This window comes from Roseateles sp. (assembly GCF_052436255.1).
In the GTDB taxonomy this organism is placed as follows: domain Bacteria; phylum Pseudomonadota; class Gammaproteobacteria; order Burkholderiales; family Burkholderiaceae_C; genus Pelomonas.
This window is the reverse complement of the sequence record NZ_JBQVNP010000127.1, coordinates 1-15382: the sequence shown is the minus strand read 5'-3', so window position 1 is coordinate 15382 and position 15382 is coordinate 1. Positions and strand designations below refer to the sequence as shown.

At 68.5% G+C, this 15382-nt stretch carries 19 protein-coding genes; 6 read left to right on the top strand and 13 right to left on the bottom strand.

Going from position 1 to position 15382, the window contains the following annotated elements; genetic code table 11:
• The 3 genes from ACT6S0_RS21575 to ACT6S0_RS21565 all read right to left on the bottom strand — a co-directional run.
• A partial coding sequence (locus tag ACT6S0_RS21575) for an NAD(P)-dependent oxidoreductase (RefSeq protein ID WP_444765824.1) occupies nucleotides 1-583 on the bottom strand: 583 nt, incomplete at its 3' end.
• Entirely contained in the window at nucleotides 583-1296 is a 714-nt protein-coding gene (locus ACT6S0_RS21570; protein WP_444765823.1) for a nitroreductase, read from the bottom strand. The genes ACT6S0_RS21575 and ACT6S0_RS21570, both read right to left, overlap by 1 nt.
• Nucleotides 1293-1733 carry an acyl-CoA thioesterase gene (locus ACT6S0_RS21565; protein ID WP_444765822.1) on the bottom strand — a complete coding sequence of 147 codons (441 nt, stop codon included), beginning with the start codon at nucleotides 1731-1733 and terminating at the stop codon, nucleotides 1293-1295. The genes ACT6S0_RS21570 and ACT6S0_RS21565 overlap by 4 nt, the downstream gene beginning before the upstream one ends.
• Nucleotides 1734-1867: 134 nt before the next feature.
• Here ACT6S0_RS21565 and ACT6S0_RS21560 point away from each other — a divergent pair, with 134 nt between their 5' ends.
• Both ACT6S0_RS21560 and ACT6S0_RS21555 read left to right on the top strand, forming a co-directional pair.
• Nucleotides 1868-2329, top strand: coding sequence for a cache domain-containing protein (locus ACT6S0_RS21560; protein WP_444765821.1), 462 nt, complete (start codon nucleotides 1868-1870; stop codon nucleotides 2327-2329).
• 70 nt (nucleotides 2330-2399) lie between these two features.
• Nucleotides 2400-3935, top strand: a complete 1536-nt coding sequence (locus ACT6S0_RS21555) for a methyl-accepting chemotaxis protein (RefSeq protein WP_444765820.1) — start codon at nucleotides 2400-2402, stop codon at nucleotides 3933-3935.
• Here the strand turns inward: ACT6S0_RS21555 and ACT6S0_RS21550 are convergent.
• Complete coding sequence (locus ACT6S0_RS21550; RefSeq protein ID WP_444765819.1) at nucleotides 3932-4852, bottom strand: histone deacetylase family protein; 921 nt, start codon at nucleotides 4850-4852, stop codon at nucleotides 3932-3934. The two genes, ACT6S0_RS21555 and ACT6S0_RS21550, sit on opposite strands and share 4 nt — an antisense overlap.
• Before the next feature lie 166 nt (nucleotides 4853-5018).
• Here ACT6S0_RS21550 and ACT6S0_RS21545 point away from each other — a divergent pair, with 166 nt between their 5' ends.
• Nucleotides 5019-5576 carry a phasin family protein gene (locus ACT6S0_RS21545; protein WP_444765818.1) on the top strand — a complete coding sequence of 186 codons (558 nt, stop codon included), beginning with the start codon at nucleotides 5019-5021 and terminating at the stop codon, nucleotides 5574-5576.
• Nucleotides 5577-5634: 58 nt separating this feature from the next.
• Here ACT6S0_RS21545 and ACT6S0_RS21540 read toward each other — a convergent pair whose 3' ends face one another.
• Together ACT6S0_RS21540 and ACT6S0_RS21535 are read right to left on the bottom strand one after the other, a co-directional pair.
• Nucleotides 5635-6516, bottom strand: coding sequence for an NAD(P)/FAD-dependent oxidoreductase (locus tag ACT6S0_RS21540; RefSeq protein ID WP_444765817.1), 882 nt, complete (start codon nucleotides 6514-6516; stop codon nucleotides 5635-5637).
• Entirely contained in the window at nucleotides 6506-6967 is a 462-nt protein-coding gene (locus tag ACT6S0_RS21535; RefSeq protein WP_444765816.1) for an RrF2 family transcriptional regulator, read from the bottom strand. The genes ACT6S0_RS21540 and ACT6S0_RS21535 overlap by 11 nt, the downstream gene beginning before the upstream one ends.
• 149 nt (nucleotides 6968-7116) lie before the next feature.
• On the opposite strand from ACT6S0_RS21535, the gene ACT6S0_RS21530 reads away from it, so the two are divergent.
• Nucleotides 7117-8040 (top strand): YihY/virulence factor BrkB family protein, encoded by a 924-nt coding sequence (locus ACT6S0_RS21530; protein ID WP_444765815.1) that lies wholly within the window; start codon nucleotides 7117-7119, stop codon nucleotides 8038-8040.
• On the top strand, nucleotides 8037-8861 hold the full coding sequence (locus ACT6S0_RS21525) for a lysophospholipase (RefSeq protein ID WP_444765814.1): 825 nt from the start codon (nucleotides 8037-8039) through the stop codon (nucleotides 8859-8861). The genes ACT6S0_RS21530 and ACT6S0_RS21525 overlap by 4 nt, the downstream gene beginning before the upstream one ends.
• Here ACT6S0_RS21525 and ACT6S0_RS21520 read toward each other — a convergent pair.
• The 3 genes from ACT6S0_RS21520 to ACT6S0_RS21510 all read right to left on the bottom strand — a co-directional run bounded on the left by ACT6S0_RS21520 (nucleotide 8839) and on the right by ACT6S0_RS21510 (nucleotide 10933).
• Entirely contained in the window at nucleotides 8839-9468 is a 630-nt protein-coding gene (locus ACT6S0_RS21520) for an LON peptidase substrate-binding domain-containing protein (protein WP_444765813.1), read from the bottom strand. The genes ACT6S0_RS21525 and ACT6S0_RS21520 overlap by 23 nt on opposite strands.
• A complete protein-coding gene (locus tag ACT6S0_RS21515) occupies nucleotides 9468-10379 on the bottom strand; it encodes a patatin-like phospholipase family protein (RefSeq protein ID WP_444765812.1) in 912 nt (303 codons plus the stop codon). The genes ACT6S0_RS21520 and ACT6S0_RS21515 overlap by 1 nt, the downstream gene beginning before the upstream one ends.
• Before the next feature lie 128 nt (nucleotides 10380-10507).
• Nucleotides 10508-10933, bottom strand: coding sequence for an Lrp/AsnC family transcriptional regulator (locus tag ACT6S0_RS21510; RefSeq protein WP_444765811.1), 426 nt, complete (start codon nucleotides 10931-10933; stop codon nucleotides 10508-10510).
• Between the two features lie 124 nt (nucleotides 10934-11057).
• On the opposite strand from ACT6S0_RS21510, the gene ACT6S0_RS21505 reads away from it, so the two are divergent.
• On the top strand, nucleotides 11058-12095 hold the full coding sequence (locus tag ACT6S0_RS21505) for an ornithine cyclodeaminase (protein WP_444765810.1): 1038 nt from the start codon (nucleotides 11058-11060) through the stop codon (nucleotides 12093-12095).
• Nucleotides 12096-12106: 11 nt separating this feature from the next.
• Here the strand turns inward: ACT6S0_RS21505 and ACT6S0_RS21500 are convergent, their stop codons facing one another.
• From ACT6S0_RS21500 to ACT6S0_RS21485, 4 genes are all read right to left on the bottom strand, one after another.
• The gene (locus ACT6S0_RS21500; protein ID WP_444765809.1) at nucleotides 12107-13510 is read right to left on the bottom strand and encodes a hypothetical protein; all 1404 of its coding nucleotides are present in this window, start codon (nucleotides 13508-13510) and stop codon (nucleotides 12107-12109) included.
• Nucleotides 13507-13929: an ExbD/TolR family protein gene (locus ACT6S0_RS21495; RefSeq protein ID WP_444765808.1), complete on the bottom strand. Its 423-nt coding sequence runs from the start codon at nucleotides 13927-13929 to the stop codon at nucleotides 13507-13509. Before ACT6S0_RS21495 ends, ACT6S0_RS21500 begins: the two co-directional genes overlap by 4 nt.
• Nucleotides 13919-14635 (bottom strand): MotA/TolQ/ExbB proton channel family protein, encoded by a 717-nt coding sequence (locus ACT6S0_RS21490; RefSeq protein WP_444765807.1) that lies wholly within the window; start codon nucleotides 14633-14635, stop codon nucleotides 13919-13921. Before ACT6S0_RS21490 ends, ACT6S0_RS21495 begins: the two co-directional genes overlap by 11 nt.
• A gap of 70 nt (nucleotides 14636-14705) precedes the next feature.
• On the bottom strand, nucleotides 14706-15382 hold a 677-nt coding region (locus tag ACT6S0_RS21485; protein WP_444765806.1), incomplete at its 5' end, for a hypothetical protein.

The following is a 15382-nucleotide window of genomic DNA, read 5'->3' as shown; positions in this document are numbered from 1 at the left end:
GATAGCGCGCGCCCATCAGGCTCTCGGCCTCGGCCGGCAGCCTGGAGCGGTTGTGATAGATCACCTGCATGCCGAAGCCCAAGCGGCCACGGCGCGCGATGGCCTGGCCGATGCGGCCCATGCCGAGGATGCCCAGCGTGGCGCCATGCACATCCGAGCCGGCCAGGAAGTCCCAGGACCAGCTCTTCCACTGGCCGTCACGGAGCAGGCGCTCGCCCTCGCTCATGCGGCGCGCCGTGGCCATCAGCAGCGCGAAGCCGAAGTCGGCGGTCGACTCGGTCAGCACATCGGGCGTGTTGGTGACGAGCACCTTGCGCGCCGTGCAGGCGGCCAGGTCGATGTGGTTGTAGCCGACGCTCATCGTGCAGACGGCTTTCAGGTCGGGGCAGGCATCGAGCAGCTCCGCGGTGATGCGCTCGGTGCCGGTGATCCAGGCGCCAGCCTTGCCTTGCAGCCGGGCCCGCAGCTCATCGGGCGGCAGCACGCCGTCGCCTTGCACGGCATCCACGTCGAAATGCGCCGTGAGCTTGTCGATGACCACCGCAGGCGCGCGGCGGGCCACCAGGATCTTGGGCTTTGTCATCAGTCCTCCAGGAATCGTGCGAATTCGGCCACCGGCGCGCGCTCGGTGACGAGGCTGTTCTCGATGGCGTCGGGGTCTGCATGGCCGAGCGACATGCCGCAGACCAGCATCTGCTCTCCACCCAGTTGCAGCTCATCGGCAATGAGGCGGTGGAACTGCGTGAACGCCGCCTGCGGGCAGGTGTGCAGGCCGCGGGCGCGGGCCGCCACCATGACGTTTTGCAGGAACATGCCGTAGTCCAGCCACGAGCCCTGCTGCATGACGCGGTCGATGGTGAAGAACAGCCCCACCGGCGCGTCGAAGAAGATGAAGTTGCGACCGTGCTGGTGCTGCATGCGCGCCTTGTCGGTCTTGGCGATGCCGAGCAGGCCGTACAGGTCCCAGCCCACCTTGCGGCGGCGGTCGATGTAGGGGCTGCGCCACTCGGTGGGGTAGTAGGCGTATTCCTCTTTGTGAGCGGCGTTCTGCGCGGAGTCCAGGTAGGCGGCCTGGATGCGCCCCGCCGTGCGCTCGAGCGCCTCGCCGGTCAGCACATGCACTTGCCAGGGCTGGGTGTTGGTGCCCGAGGGGGCCCAGCGCGCGACTTCGAGGATGTCCTCGATGGTCTGGCGCGGCACCGGCGTGGGCAGGAAGGCGCGCAACGAGTGCCGGGTCTTGATGGCCGCGTCGACTGCGGCGGTCTGCTCGGGCATCGGTTGGGCGAAACGGCTCATGGGGTCAGGGCCTTCAAGGCTTGGAGGTAGGGAGCCGGCAGTTCGGCCACCGGCCGGCGGCTTTTGCTGTCGACATAGACGTGGACGAAATGACCGCGCGCAGCGCAGCTGGGTGCGCCTTCGGCGAACAGGCCGATCTCGTAGCGCACGCTGGAGCGGCCCTGCTGGGCCACGCGCACGCCGGCCTCGATGCGCTGCGGAAAGGCCAGCGACTCGAAGAAATTGCAATGCGTCTCGACCACCAGGCCGATGACCTCGCCGCCGTGGATGTCCAGCGCGCCGGCCTCGATCAGCAGGCTGTTCACGGCGGTGTCGAAGAGGCTGTAGTAGACGACGTTGTTGAGATGGCCGTAGACGTCGTTGTCCATCCAGCGCGTCGTCAGGGGCACGAAGCGGGGGTAGGCCTCGCGGCCATCGGGCTGGGGGCGGGTCGTCATGCGGGCATTCTTCCATGCGCCCGCAGCGCGCCAGGTTTGCGAGGCGAATGCGGCATATGCACTTGCACGACGGGTTTTGCGGGAGCGACACTGCCCGACGGACATGTGTCCGTGACGGCTAGCAAGGAATCGAAATGCATCGAACCCAAGTGGCAGGTATTGCCTTCGCCCTGGCCGCCGTCTTCGGCAGCCAGGCCGCACTGGCCCAGAACGCGACCAAGGACGACGCAGTCGCCATGGTCAAGAAAGGCGTGGCCTACATCAAGGCCAATGGCAAGGACAAGTCCTATGCCGCCATCACGGCCAAGGACCCGCAGTTCGTCAAGAGCGACCTCTACCTCGTCGTCTACGGCATGGACGGCAAATGCCTGGCCCATGGCGCCAACGAGAAGCAGGTTGGCCGCGACCTGATCGACCTCAAGGACATCGACGGCAAGGCCTTCGTGCGCGAGCGCGTCGAGCTCGGCAAGTCCAGCCCCAAGGGCTTCTGGCAGGACTACAAGTTCACCAACCCGGCCAGCAAGAAGATCGAGCCCAAGCAGATGTATTGCGAGCGGCTGGACGAGACCATCGTCTGCGGCGGCATCTACAAGTAGGGCGGCCGATGGCTGGCCGCTCCCTGCCCTGCCGCAGGCCCGTGCCGGCGGCGACTCTTGAAGGGTGACGATGAAGCTGGCTGCAAAGATGTTGCTGCCGCCGATGGCAGCGTTGGCGGTGGTGCTGGCCATTGGCCTGGGCAGCACCTTGATGTCGCTGCGCGAGGTGACGGCCGCGAACGACGCGGGGCAGCAACGCAACGAGGTCTTCATGACCATGGTGTCCGTGCAGACGCAGGTCGGCGAGATGCACGGCGGCGTGTTTCGGACCATCGCACTCATCGCCTCGCTGGACGACGCCAAGGTCAAGTCGCTGCGGTCCCAGTTAAAGGCTCAGGTCGATGGCCTGTCGCGCACGCTAGGCACCTTGTCCGACATGCCGGGCACGCCGGCCGAGGCCGAGGCACTGGTCAAGTCGGCACTGCCTCTGCTACAGGCCTATCTGAGCAAGGCCGACGGCGCCATCGACCTGGCCTCGGTGGACCCCAACACCGGCGTCGCTGCCATGCAAGACGCCGAGGCTCGCTACACGGAACTGGCCGCGCTCATCGGCAAGGTCGTGCAGAGCATGGACGCCGAGCAGCAGAGTGCCGCTGACGCCCAACTGGCCAGCGCGCGCCAGCGTGGCTGGCTCTTCGCGCTGGTGTCGCTGCTGGCGGCCACCGCCGGCATGGGGCTGCTGCTGGTCAACCAGCGCAAGATCGCGGCCGACGTCACCGCTTCGCTGTCGCTGGCCGAGTCCGTCGCCGCCGGCGACCTGACCCAACGCGCCACGCCGCTCGGGCATGACGAACTGGCCGGCCTGATGCGCGCACTCAACCAGATGTGCGAACGGCTCGGGCGGACGGTGGGCGAGGTCATGACCGTGGCCGACTCCATCCGCACCGCGTCGACCGAGATCGCCTCGGGCAACCAGGACCTGAGCCAGCGCACCGAGCAGACGGCCTCCAGCCTGGAGACAACCAGTTCTTCCATGGCCCAGTTGACCGGCACGGTGCGCCAGAGTGCCGACAACGCGCAGACGGCCAACCAGCTGGCCACGAGCGCCGCTACGGTGGCCCACCGTGGCGGCAGCGTCGTGCAGCAAGTGGTGGACACGATGACCGAGATCGCGTCGTCCTCCAAGCGCATCGCCGACATCATCGGCGTCATCGACGACATCGCCTTCCAGACCAATATCCTGGCGCTGAATGCAGCGGTGGAAGCCGCGCGAGCCGGCGAGCAGGGCCGCGGCTTTGCCGTCGTCGCCGGCGAGGTGCGCAGCCTGGCGGGCCCCAGCGCCGCAGCGGCCAAGGAAATCACGACCTTGATCGGCGCCAGCGTGGAGCGCGTCCAATCCGGCACCCGCCTCGTGCAGGATGCCGGCTCGACGATGACCGACATCGTCGGCGCCGTGCAGCGCGTGACCGACATCATGGGCGAGATCAGCACCAGTGCCGCTGCCCAGAGCCGCGGCATCGACGACGTCACCCAGGCCGTCAACCAGGTTGACGACATGACGCAGCAAAACGCCGCGCTGGTCGAGGAAAGCGCCGCCGCGGCCGAGTCGCTGCGCGAGCAGGCGCAGCGGCTGGCGCAGGTGGTCAGCCAGTTCAGGGTCCACTAGCGGTTCCAGGCCGCCCAACTGTCGGCGGCCAGGTTCAGGGTGCCGACCTGCACGGCCACTGTCGTCGCCAGGTCGCGACCATAGCCACCCGCCATGCTCAGCGCTGCCGGGATGCGCCGCTCCCGCAGCCCATCGAGCACGCGGCAATCGCGCTCGGCCAGGCCGTCGTAGCTCAGCTTGAGCCGGCCCAGCCGGTCCCCTTCGTGGGGGTCCGCGCCGGCGAGATAGAAGGCCAGGCCGGGGTCGATGCGCCGCCAGACCTCATCCAGCGCCGTGTCCAGCGCCGACAGGTACTCCGCGTCACCACAGCCGTCGGGCAGGTCGACGTCCAGGTCACTGGCCTCCTTGCGGAAGGGAAAGTTGCGCGCGCCATGCATGGAGAAGGTGAACACCGTGTCATCGTCGCGGAAGATGGACGCGGTGCCATTGCCCTGGTGAACGTCCAGGTCGATGACGAGGACGCGCAACAGGCTGCGGTGAGTCCTGGCCCATTCGGCCTGCATCAGGCGCGCAGCGACCGCCACATCGTTGAAGACGCAATAGCCCGCGCCCTTGTCCGCATAGGCATGGTGAGTGCCGCCGGCCATGTTGGCGGCCACGCCCTCGTGCAGCGCGGCGCGCGCGGCGGCGATGCTGGCACCGACGGAATGCCGCGAGCGCGCCGCCATCGACGGCGACCAGGGAAAGCCGATCTCGCGCTGCTGGGCCTCGCTCAGCCGGCCCAGCAGCACCGCGTCGACGTAGTCCGGCGTGTGCGCCAGCGCCAGTTCACCTTCGGTCGCGGCAGGCGCTGCCTGCATTCTGATCCGGCCGGGTTCACGCTCGAAATGCTCACGAAGCAGGCGGTACTTGGATTGCGGGAAGCGATGCCCGGGAGGCAGCATCAGGCTGTGGGCGTCGGAATGGAAAGCCAGCATGCCGCCACGATAGCCGTGGGCCCGGATACATCCGAACATCCCTAGTTTGCTGCACTGCACAAAATAGTTCTTGCAATTCCTCGTCGACCCCCTATAGTTCAGTCCATGTTGCAGTGCAGCAAAAGCAGCACAGCAAACGGTTCAACCACTGACCAGGAGTTACCCCATGCTGACCGCTGAACAAGTCATTGCCGCTCACAAGGCCAACATCGAAACCCTCTTCGGCCTGACAAACAAGGCTTTCGAAGGCGTCGAGAAGCTCGTCGAGCTGAACCTGCAGGTCGCCAAGACGGCACTGAGCGAAGCCGCCGACACCACGACCGCTGCGCTGTCCGTCAAGGACGCCCAGGAACTGCTGGCGCTGCAAGCCTCGCTGCTGCAGCCGACTGCCGAGAAGGCCGCTTCCTACAGCCGCCACATCTACGACATCGCCTCCAGCACGGGCGCTGAAGTCGCCAAGGCTGCTGAAGCCCAGCTGGCCGACGTGCAGCAGAAGTTCGCCGCCGTTGTCGACAACGCCGCCAAGAACGCCCCGGCCGGCACCGAGAACGCCGTCGCCCTGGTGAAGTCGGCCGTCGCTGCCGCCAACAACGCTTTCGAGTCGGTCCAGAAGGCCACCAAGCAAGCCGTCGAAGTGGCCGAAGCCAACTTCCAGGCCGCCACCACGCAAGCCGTCAAGGCGACGCAAACGGCGACCCGCAGCTCCAAGCGCGCTGCCGCCTAAGCCTCACACGCTTCACAAAAGCCCGGTGCCCACGCACCGGGCTTTTTTTCGTCCCGCTTCACAGCCCCGGGATCAGCGAACGGTGCGCGGCCACGCCGGTCATCGTGCCGTCGCCGACGGCGGTCGCTACGTTGCCGAAGGGCTGGGCCGCATCGCCACAGGCGAACACGCCGCGCACCGAGGTTTCCATCATCGTGCGGCGCAGATAGGGCCCGGCCGCGCCCTCTTCAAAGTCGCAGCCCAGTTGTTCGGCCAGCGGGCTGGCCATGCGCGTGCGGGTCGCCGTGAACAGCCCGGCCAGTCGGATGCGGCGGCCATCGGCCAGTTCCACGCTCGCGGCATCGACCAAGCGCGCGACCGGCCCTGCCTCCACCGTGACGGCGCGCGCGGCCAAGGCGGCGACCTGCTCGGCATCGGGCTCGAAAGCGCCGTTCAGGAACAAGGTCACCCGTCCCCAGTCCGGCAACATCAACGCGTGATGCATGGCCAGGGGACTGCTGGCCAGCACACCGATGGCGCCTTCGTTCAATTCATAGCCGTGGCAATAGGGGCAGTGGAAGACCGTCCGGCCCCAGCGCTCGACCAGGCCTTCGACGGGCGGCAGTTCGTCGGCAACGCCGGTGGCCAGCACCAGGCGGCGTGCGCGTAACGCCTCGCCACCCACGTCCACCTCGAATCCGCCCTCCTCCGGACAGGCTTGCGTCGCCAGGCCGTCGCGCCAGCTGACGTTCGGGTAGGCCAGCAACTGGGCTCGCGCGTCGCCGACGATGTCGCCCGGCGCCCGGCCGTCCTGGCCGAGGAAGCCGTGCGAGGCCTCGACGAAGCGGTTGCGCCGCTGGCCGGCATCGATCACGGCGATGCGCCGTCGCGCCCGCGCGAGCTGCAGCGCAGCGGAGAGGCCGGCAAAGCTGCCGCCGACGATGAGGGCATCAAACATCATGGTGCATGTCCTTGATCGACAGGCCGCGGGCCTGCATGTGTTGGCGAAAGTCCTGGGCCAGCGCGGACAGCTTGACGCCGTGAAGGCGCTCGACAAGCAAGGCCTCGGCCTCCGCATAGGCCGAGCCCAGAGCGCTGTTGACGGCCTGCTCGACCAGGCAAGTCGACTGCTCGTCACGCAGCCCGGCGGCCAGGAAGGCCGGCGCGCCGAGGGCCGCATGCACGTCACCCAGGGTCATGGCCGACAGCGGGCAGCCCAGCACCCAGCCGCCACCATGGCCCTTGGCCGAGGCCACGAAGCCGGCCTTGCGCAGGCCCGCCATCAACCGCCGCACGACAACCGGGTTGGTGCCCATCGCCCGCGCCAGCGTCTCGGACGTGGCGGGTTCCTGCGTCTCGGCCATGTGCAGCAGCATGTGCAGCACGCCGGACAGCTTGCCATCTCTTTTCATGTAACTATAGTAGTTTCATAAAAACCATTGGCACAAGCGCCGAGCAGTTTGACCTTGGCTGAGCAGGGGCTTGCGCCGCATCTTGAACATCCCGCACCCCTGCCTGCCGTCCTACAAGCGCGGTGCGCGCCTGAAGCCAGACTGGCGGCATGCGCTGGCTTGAATCGATACGCGCCGTGCGTCGCGTGCTGCAGCTGACCTTCAATGGCTTCCTGGACCACCGGGGACCGCGCATGGGTGCGGCCCTGGCCTACTACACCCTGTTCTCGCTGGCGCCGCTGCTGCTCATCGTCGTGTCCGTGGCCGGCCTGGTATGGGGCGGCGACGCGGTGCGCGGCCAGCTCTTCGGGCAGCTTGCCACGCTGCTGGGCCCGACGGCGGCGCTGACGATAGAGAGCATGCTGAAATCGGTCTCCTGGCCGGCCGGCGGGTGGTTCAACACCCTGCTCGGCCTCGCCCTGATGCTGGTCGGCGCGACGACGATGCTTGCCGAACTGCAGGACGCGCTGGACACGATCTGGCGCGTGCCGGCCCGGCCGGTACAGGGCTGGCTGAGCTGGGTGCATGCGCGGCTGCTGAGCTTCGGCCTCATCCTGGGCTTGAGCTTCCTGCTGCTGGTGTCTCTGCTGCTGGATGCGACGTTGGCGGCCGCCCAGACCTGGTGGCAGCCATGGTTTGGCGACTGGCTGCGCGTGGCCGCACTGGTCAACACGCTGGTCAGCCAGGGCCTGGTGGTGGCCGTGTTTGCGCTGATCTTCAAGCTGATGCCGCGCGCGCGCATCGCGTGGCGCGACGTGATGCTCGGCGCCATCGTCACGGCTGGCCTGTTTGCCCTCGGTCGCTATGGCATCGGTCTGTACCTGCAGCGCAGCGGCCTGGCCTCGGGCTTCGGCGCGGCGGCCTCGGTGGTGGCGCTGCTGGCCTGGGTGTACTTCTCGGCCCAGATCCTGTTGGTCGGCGCGGAGTTCACGGCAGCCTATGCGCGCGTGCTGGGTTCGCGGCGGGGCGCGGGGGAAGCGCTGCGGGAAGCTCGTGCAAACTCGCAACCCCACCCATCCCTTCCGACGCGATGACGACCACCACCGACGATGGCCTCAAGCTCCACACGCGGCATTGGCCCACCGCCACGCCCGCGCGCGGCCAGTTGCTGATCGTCCACGGCCTGGGCGAGCACATCGAGCGCTATGCCCACGTCGCCGCGGCGTTGAACGCAGCGGGCTGGGAGGTGCACGGTTGGGACCACCGCGGCCATGGGCGCAGCGAGGGCAAACGCGGCGACATTCCCGCCCACGACGCGCTGCTGCGCGACACCGCCCGCGTCATCGACGCCGTGCGCCGGCCCCATAGCCGCTTCGTGCTGTTGGGTCACAGCCTGGGTGGCGTCATCGCCGCGCGCTTCGCGGCCGAGGCGCTGACAAGCCGGCCCGCCGCCTGGAGCCGGCCGCTGGACGGACTCGTGCTGTCATCGCCTGCGCTGGACCCGGGCCTGAGCGGCGCACAGCAGCTGGCGCTGGCCGTGGCCGGGAAGCTGGCGCCAGGCCTTGCCGTGGGCAACGGCCTCAAGCCCGAATGGATCAGCCGTGACCCCGCCGTCGTGCGCGCCTACGCCAGCGACCCGCTGGTGCACGATCGCATCACCGCGCGGCTGACACGCTTCATCGTCGACGCCGGCGCCCGCGTCATCGACGACGCGCCGCGCTGGCAGTTGACGACGTTGCTGATGTGGGCCGGGGCCGACCGCTGCGTCGCTCCGCGCGGCAGCGAGGCCTTTGCTTCGGCGGCGCCAGCCAATGTTGTCGCCACCCGCCTCTGGCCCGGGCTCTTCCACGAGATCCTCAACGAGCCCGAGAAGACCGAGGTGATGGCCGTCCTCAGCGGCTGGCTGAACCGCTGATCGCGTCCAGGCGGTCTACCACCAGCTCCAGCCGCAGCAGGGGGTTGTCCAGCGCCATCAAGCGCTGGCGCTCGTCGACCGGCATGGGCAGCAGCTCGGCCCAGCGGTTGGCCAGCCAGCCCGCGTCGTCCCACCGGTAGGGTGGCTGCACCGGCAGCGCGTCGGCCGCCGCACGCTCGGCCCAGCCGGCCAGCAGCTCCTGCAGTTGGCGGCCGGCCTTGCGCAGGTCCTCGGGCACGGCCACCGCCGCGTCGTCAGCCAGCAGCTCCAGGCGGCCGACCCACAGGCCATGGCTGAGGCAGCGCCTGTCCAACACGCGAAAGCGCTGCGTGCCAGTGGCGCGGATCTCGATCAGTCCCGGCTGTTCATGCTCGAAGTGCGCAATGCGCGCCAGCGTGCCGATGTCGTGGAAAGCCTCGCGCTGGAAGCCCTCGCCTTCCCGACGCCTGACCTCGTCGCCGACCGTCAGCGCAACGACCCCGAAGGGCTCGCCGCGGGCCTGGCAGCGCTGCACCATGTCCAGGTAGCGCGGCTCGAAGATGCGCAGCGGCAGGTGGCCGCCGGGGAAAAGCACCGAGCGCAGCGGGAAAAGCGGGGTTTCGTCCATCAGCGGGTTTTCTCGGCCAAGCGCTGCCGCAGGCTGGGCAGCATCGCCAGCGCGGCCTCGCGCCCGGCCTGAACGGCGCGGCGGCGCGTCGTGAAGTCGGCGCTGCCGAAACCGTCCAGCCTGGGCCGGATGACGACATCGGCCTCGCGCAGTTCGAACATGTTGATGCTGCGGCCCATGATGGCGAAGGTCTGCAGCAGCATGCGGAAGGCGTCGCCGGGCGGGTCCTTCTCGGGCGGCGACGTGATGTCGACCGCGACGATGAACTGTGCACCCATCTCCCGCGCAAAGCGCACCGGCACCGGCGACACCAGGCCGCCGTCGACGAACTCGCGCTGGCCGATGCGCACCGGCTGGAACACGGCCGGCACGGCGCTGGACGCACGCACCGCAGTGCCAGTGTCGCCGCTGCGGAACAGGATGGCCGAGCCGTCGGCGAGGTCGGTGGCGACGATGCCCAGCGGCAGCGCCATCTGCTCGATGTTGCGGCCGCCGGTCTTGTCGCGGATGAAGCGCGCCAGCGCCTCGCCCCGGATCAGGCCGCGCAGCGGGAACGACCAGTCGGTGATGGCGCCCTCGTCCATCGTCTCGGCCAGGCTCTGCAGCTGCCGGCCGGTCTGGCCCGAGGCATAGAGAGCGGCAACCAGGCTGCCAGCCGACGTGCCGGCCACCAGGTCGACCTTGATGCCGTTCTCCTCCAGCACCTGGATGACGCCGATATGTGCAAAGCCGCGCGCGGCGCCGCCGCCGAGCGCCAGACCGACGCGGGGCGGCTTGGGCAGCGGCTTGATGACGGGAACGGGGTCGGGTGTCGGCGTCGGCACGATCACCGGCGCGGGGGGCTGGGTGGGGCCGAAGGCACAGGCCGACAGGGCCAGCACGAGAGCAAGGGAGGCAAGGCGGCGCAACATGGGGCAGATCATCTCAGTTCAAAAACACAGCCACGGTGGCACACCGACACGGGGACGCACAGGCACGACCGCTGAAATCCTCGGCGCCCTGTGGCTTGGTTCAAGCGAGCGGGCTCTGCAAAAGCCGTTCAGCCGAGCTTGTAGCTTTGCAGGTGGATGGAGGTTTCCGTGCCAGCAATGCCTTTGATGAGGCGCACCCGTTCCAGCACGTCGGCCAGCTCCTGCAGGCTGGAGCTGCGGATCTCGGCCAGCAGGTCCCAGCGGCCATTGGTGTCGAACAGGCCGGTGATGCCCGGTTCGCCCAGCAGCATGGCGACCACCTCGCGCGTGCGGTTGCCCTCGACCGTGATGCTCATCCAGGCGGTGATCTGGTCGGGCACCGAGTCAGGCCGCAGCCGCACCGTGTAGCCGGTGATGACGCCGCCATCCTCGAGCCGCGAAATCCGGTTGGTGACCGTGCCGCGCGACACCTTGAGCTTGGCCGCCAGCGTGGCGACGCTGGCGCGGGCGTCGGTGCGCAGCAGGGCGAGGAGTTGCTGGTCCAGGGCGTCCATATTGATCAATTAGTCAATTTCAACTGTCATTGTGCCAAACAACGATGCATTCCTAATCAAGATTTGCGCTTCTGTTTGGCACGCAGCCTCGGAAGAATGCCTTCAACACCATCCGGAGCCCGCCATGACCACCGTCCTCACCACCCACGACGTCGCCCGACTTGTGCAGCGCGTGGGACTTCCCGATTTACTTCGCCGCCTCGTCGGCTACCTCGAGGCGGACTACCTGCGCTGGGCCGAGTTCGACAAGACGCCGCGCGTGGCCGCCCACTCGCCCGATGGCGTCATCGAGTTGATGCCGATCGCCGATGCCGAGCTCTACAGCTTCAAATACGTCAATGGCCATCCCAGGAACTACCGCCGCGGTCTGCCCACCGTCATGGCCTTCGGCGTGCTGGCCGATGTGGACACCGGTGCGCCACTGCTGCTCTCGGAGCTGACCCTGACCACGGCGATGCGCACGGCAGCGACTTCGGTCATGGTCGCCAAGCGCCTGGCCCGCCCGGACAGCCGCGTGATGGCCCTGATCGGCAACGGCGCCCAGAGCGAGTTCCAGGCGCTGGCCTTCCATCACCTGCTGGGCATCCGCGAGCTGCGCCTGTACGACATCGACCCCGCCGCGACGGCCAAGCTGGTGCGCCATCTCGGCAGCATGCCCGGCCTGACGCTGACCGTCTGCGCCTCCACGGCCGAGGCCGTCTGCGGTGCAGACATCGTCACCACGGTCACGGCCGACAAGACCAATGCCACCATCATCACGCCCGAGATGATCAAGCCCGGCATGCACATCAACGGCGTCGGCGGCGATTGCCCCGGCAAGACCGAGCTGCACCGCGGCGTGCTGGAGATGGCGCGCGTGATTTGCGAATTCGAACCGCAGAGCCGCATCGAGGGCGACATGCAGCAGATGCCGGCCGACTTCCCCGTCACCGAGTTCTGGCGCGTGCTGGCCGGCGAGGCGGCCGGCCGCGAGTCGGTCGATCAGGTCACCGTGTTCGACTCGGTGGGCTTTGCGCTGGAAGACTTCTCTGCGCTGCGCCTGCTGGCCGACATGAGCCAGCAACTGGGCCTGGGCTCGCCGCTGGACCTGATCCCGCACATGGCCGACTCCAAGGACCTGTTCGGCGAGTTGCATCTGAGCGGCCAACGCCAGGCGGCCTGAGCGCGCGGCACTCAGCGCGTCAGCACCATCGACAGGAAGGCGTCGTTGGGCCCGTTGGACAGCTTGAAGAAGAGCCTGTTGCGGCCCTTGTTGAAGTGCAGCACACGTTGGCCTTCGGTGCGGTTGTAGTCGCGCAGATAGCTCGGGCCGCCGTTGAAGACCGCATCGAAGTAGGACTGCTTGTTCACATTGCCGCCCTTCCACACCAGGCGGTCGTTCAGGTAGATCTGCACATCGTCATCGGCGCCTATCCAGGCGGTCAGGTCACAGGCCTCGTCAACCGACACCTCGGTGTAGCCGTAGTAGACCGCGTCCTCCGCCTGGTCGGGCGGCACCAGGGGATAGCTCTGCGCCGTCACATAGCGCCACTTGAGCACGCGCCTGTCCTTGCCGTAGTACACCGCGTCCAGCAGCACCGCCGTCTCGGGCGGGTGAGGCGGGTTGTCGAACATGCCCGCCCCGTGCCGGCCCGGGAAGGGCCCGATGAGGTACCAGCTGTTCAGGTAGACACGGTTGGCGTACTCGCCGCCCGGGCCCAGCATGCGGCCGTGGCCGCGCACCAGGCCGGTGGCGTCGACCGGCGGGATTTGGCCCTTGCCCTGGTCGAAGAGCTGGGCGGTCTGGCCGGCGTAGGACCGTGGTCGCGTCGTCTGCTCGGCGGGTTCGCCAGCGCGGATGAAGTCGGTGATCTCGGCAAGCACCGACGTGTCCGCATCCCGGACTTCGGCCGGCGCGGCTGCCGGGTTGCCGGCAGCGCCCTGCCCGTCAGCGCCCGCCTGCCGCCCCTGCACCTGCACGCCGTTCGCTTTGGCCTCCAGGCGCTGCTGACGCTTGGCGAGCGTGGCCCGTGCCCGGGCTTCCAGCGCAGCGACTTCGCTGGCCGCCATCTCCGGCGTGACGGGCGTCGGCACAGCTGACGCCTGGGCTGCGTGAGGCTGCCGGGTCTCGGCTGGCAGCGGGGCCCCGGCCGGCGGCGACTTGGGCGCACCGGTCAGCCTGGCCAGTTCCTCGGCCTGGATGTCCTTGTCGAGCGTGTCGATCTCTTTGGACAGCTCGCGCGCCCTCTCCACCATCTCCTGCGGCGTCTGCGCGGCAGCAGAAGCAGCAACCCGCTCCGGCTCGGCCTCGGCCGGCATGCGGTCGGCGGACTTCTCCAGCAACTCCTTGATGGCCTGCAGATCCTGCAGGCGCTTGGCCGTGCTGGCCTGGCTGGTGGCGCGCAGGCTGGAGGCGACCTCAGCCGCCTCGGCCGCCCGCTCGCTCAGCCCCGTCTGATAGCTGCCGAAGCCGTACAACAGTGCCGCCGCCACGGCATGAACTGCCACGGACAGCGACAGATAGGGCCGGTGCAAGATCTGCATGCCCACTGCCGTGAACAGCCGCAGCAGCGGCGGATGCTTCGCGGGCGGCGTCATTGGCGCGTGTGCATGGAGATCTTGGTGAAGCCCTCGAACTGGCACAGGTCCAGCACATGCACGATCGACTGGTAGCGCGCCATCTCATCGCCGTCGATGCGGATGGGCCGGCCGCGGTTGCTGGCGGCCTCCTGCTTGAGGCGCTCGTGCAGGCCCTGCACCGACACCCTGCTGCCGTCGACATAGAGCTTGCCCTGCTTGTCGATGCCGATGGTCAAGGGCGGCGCACCGGCGCCGACCCGGTCCAGGCTCATCTGCGCCGCAGGCAGCGTCAGCGGCAGCTCCTTCTGCGGCTTCTCACCCTCAGGCTGCTTGAAGGATGTGGCCAGCATGAAGAACATCAGCAGGAAGAAGATGCAGTCGATCAGCGCGATCAGGCCGATCTCGGGCTGCTCGTCGTCGCCCAGGTCAATGCGCATGCTGCACCACCCGCAGGGCCGGGGCTTCCGGCTGGGGCAGGAAGCGCTGGTTGATCAGCGCATTGACCTGCTGCTCCAGCGCCAGGCCCAGCGTCGCCAGCCGGTGCTTGAAGAAGTGATGCATGCCCAGCGCCGGCAGCGCCACCGTCAGGCCGGCGGCGGTGTTGACCAGGGCCTTGGAGATGCCGCCCGCCAGCAGCGCCGGGTTGCCCATGCCCTCGGAGAAGGCGATCACATGGAAGGCCTCGATCATGCCCACCACCGTGCCCAGCAGGCCGACGATGGGCGCCACGGTGGCGACGATGGCCAGCGCATAGGCCTTCTGCTGGTGGCGGCGCAGCGCCATGGACGCGATGTCGCCGGCGGCGCTGCTGACCACGGCATAGGGCTGATGGCGATGCGCCACCATCCATGCGACGACGCGCGCCAATGCGCTGTCATCGTCGGCCAGCAGCTTGTCGATCTCGGCGAAGCGGTGCGCCGTCCACAGCGGCTGGATGCGCTCCAGCAGGCCGGCCGGCACCACGGCGCGAGCGCGCAGGTGCAGTAGGCGCTCGATCGTCACGGCGAGAAAGAGGATGGACAGGCCCAGCGTGACCACCAGTGCGGCGCCGCCCTCGGCGAACTGGTCGGCCAGGCTGATATCGGCTGCCCAGGCCAGGCTGGGGAGACTGGCCGCGCAGACCGTGGCACCGATTCGTTTCATGGAGGTCATGGGGGAGATCTCGATCCTGTCGTGAAGTCTTGTCTAGCGGCGTGCGGGCCGAAAAGCGGCCTCACCCACCCTTGCGCTTGCGGCGCCAGGTGTCGACGATCCGCTGCGCCAGCGCGGCGGCCTGGGCCTGTTCTGCGGCACTCAACGCCGGGGCTGACGCAGGCTGCGCGAAGGGCGCCGTGGCCTTTTCGATGATGGCGACGACGCCGGGTTGGCGCTCGTCCATGATGAGCTTCCAGGCCGTGTGGTAAGCCTCGCGCCGCACCGGCGTAACGCCCAGCTCCCGAGCACTCTCCCCGGTCACGAGGCTCAGTTGCTGCAGCGCCAGCGTGTCGCCAGCCGCCGCGGCGTTGCGGACGTCGGCTTGCAGCTTGGCGACGAGGGCCGGGTCGGCCTTCTGCTTTTCAAACGGGCCCTGCAAGGCCATCAGGTACTGGGCGGCGGCGCCCTCCGCGCCCCCGTCCAGCGCGCGCTGGAACAGCGCCATGCGCCGGGCCATGGTGGCTGCGTCGAAGACCTGGCAGCGCCGGGCCTGCTTCTCGGCGCCTTTGATCGCCTCGTTGATCCCGCCCCCGTGATCGACCATCTTCTTGAGCACCTCGGGCATCTCCTGGGGCCGGTCGCGCAGGGCATACATCGCCGCAGGCGCGCCGGCCGTGTCGGCACACATCTGCAGCGTGTTGGCGGCCTCCAGCACCTCTTCGGGCGTGCCGCCACCCAGCGCAACCTGCACCTTGC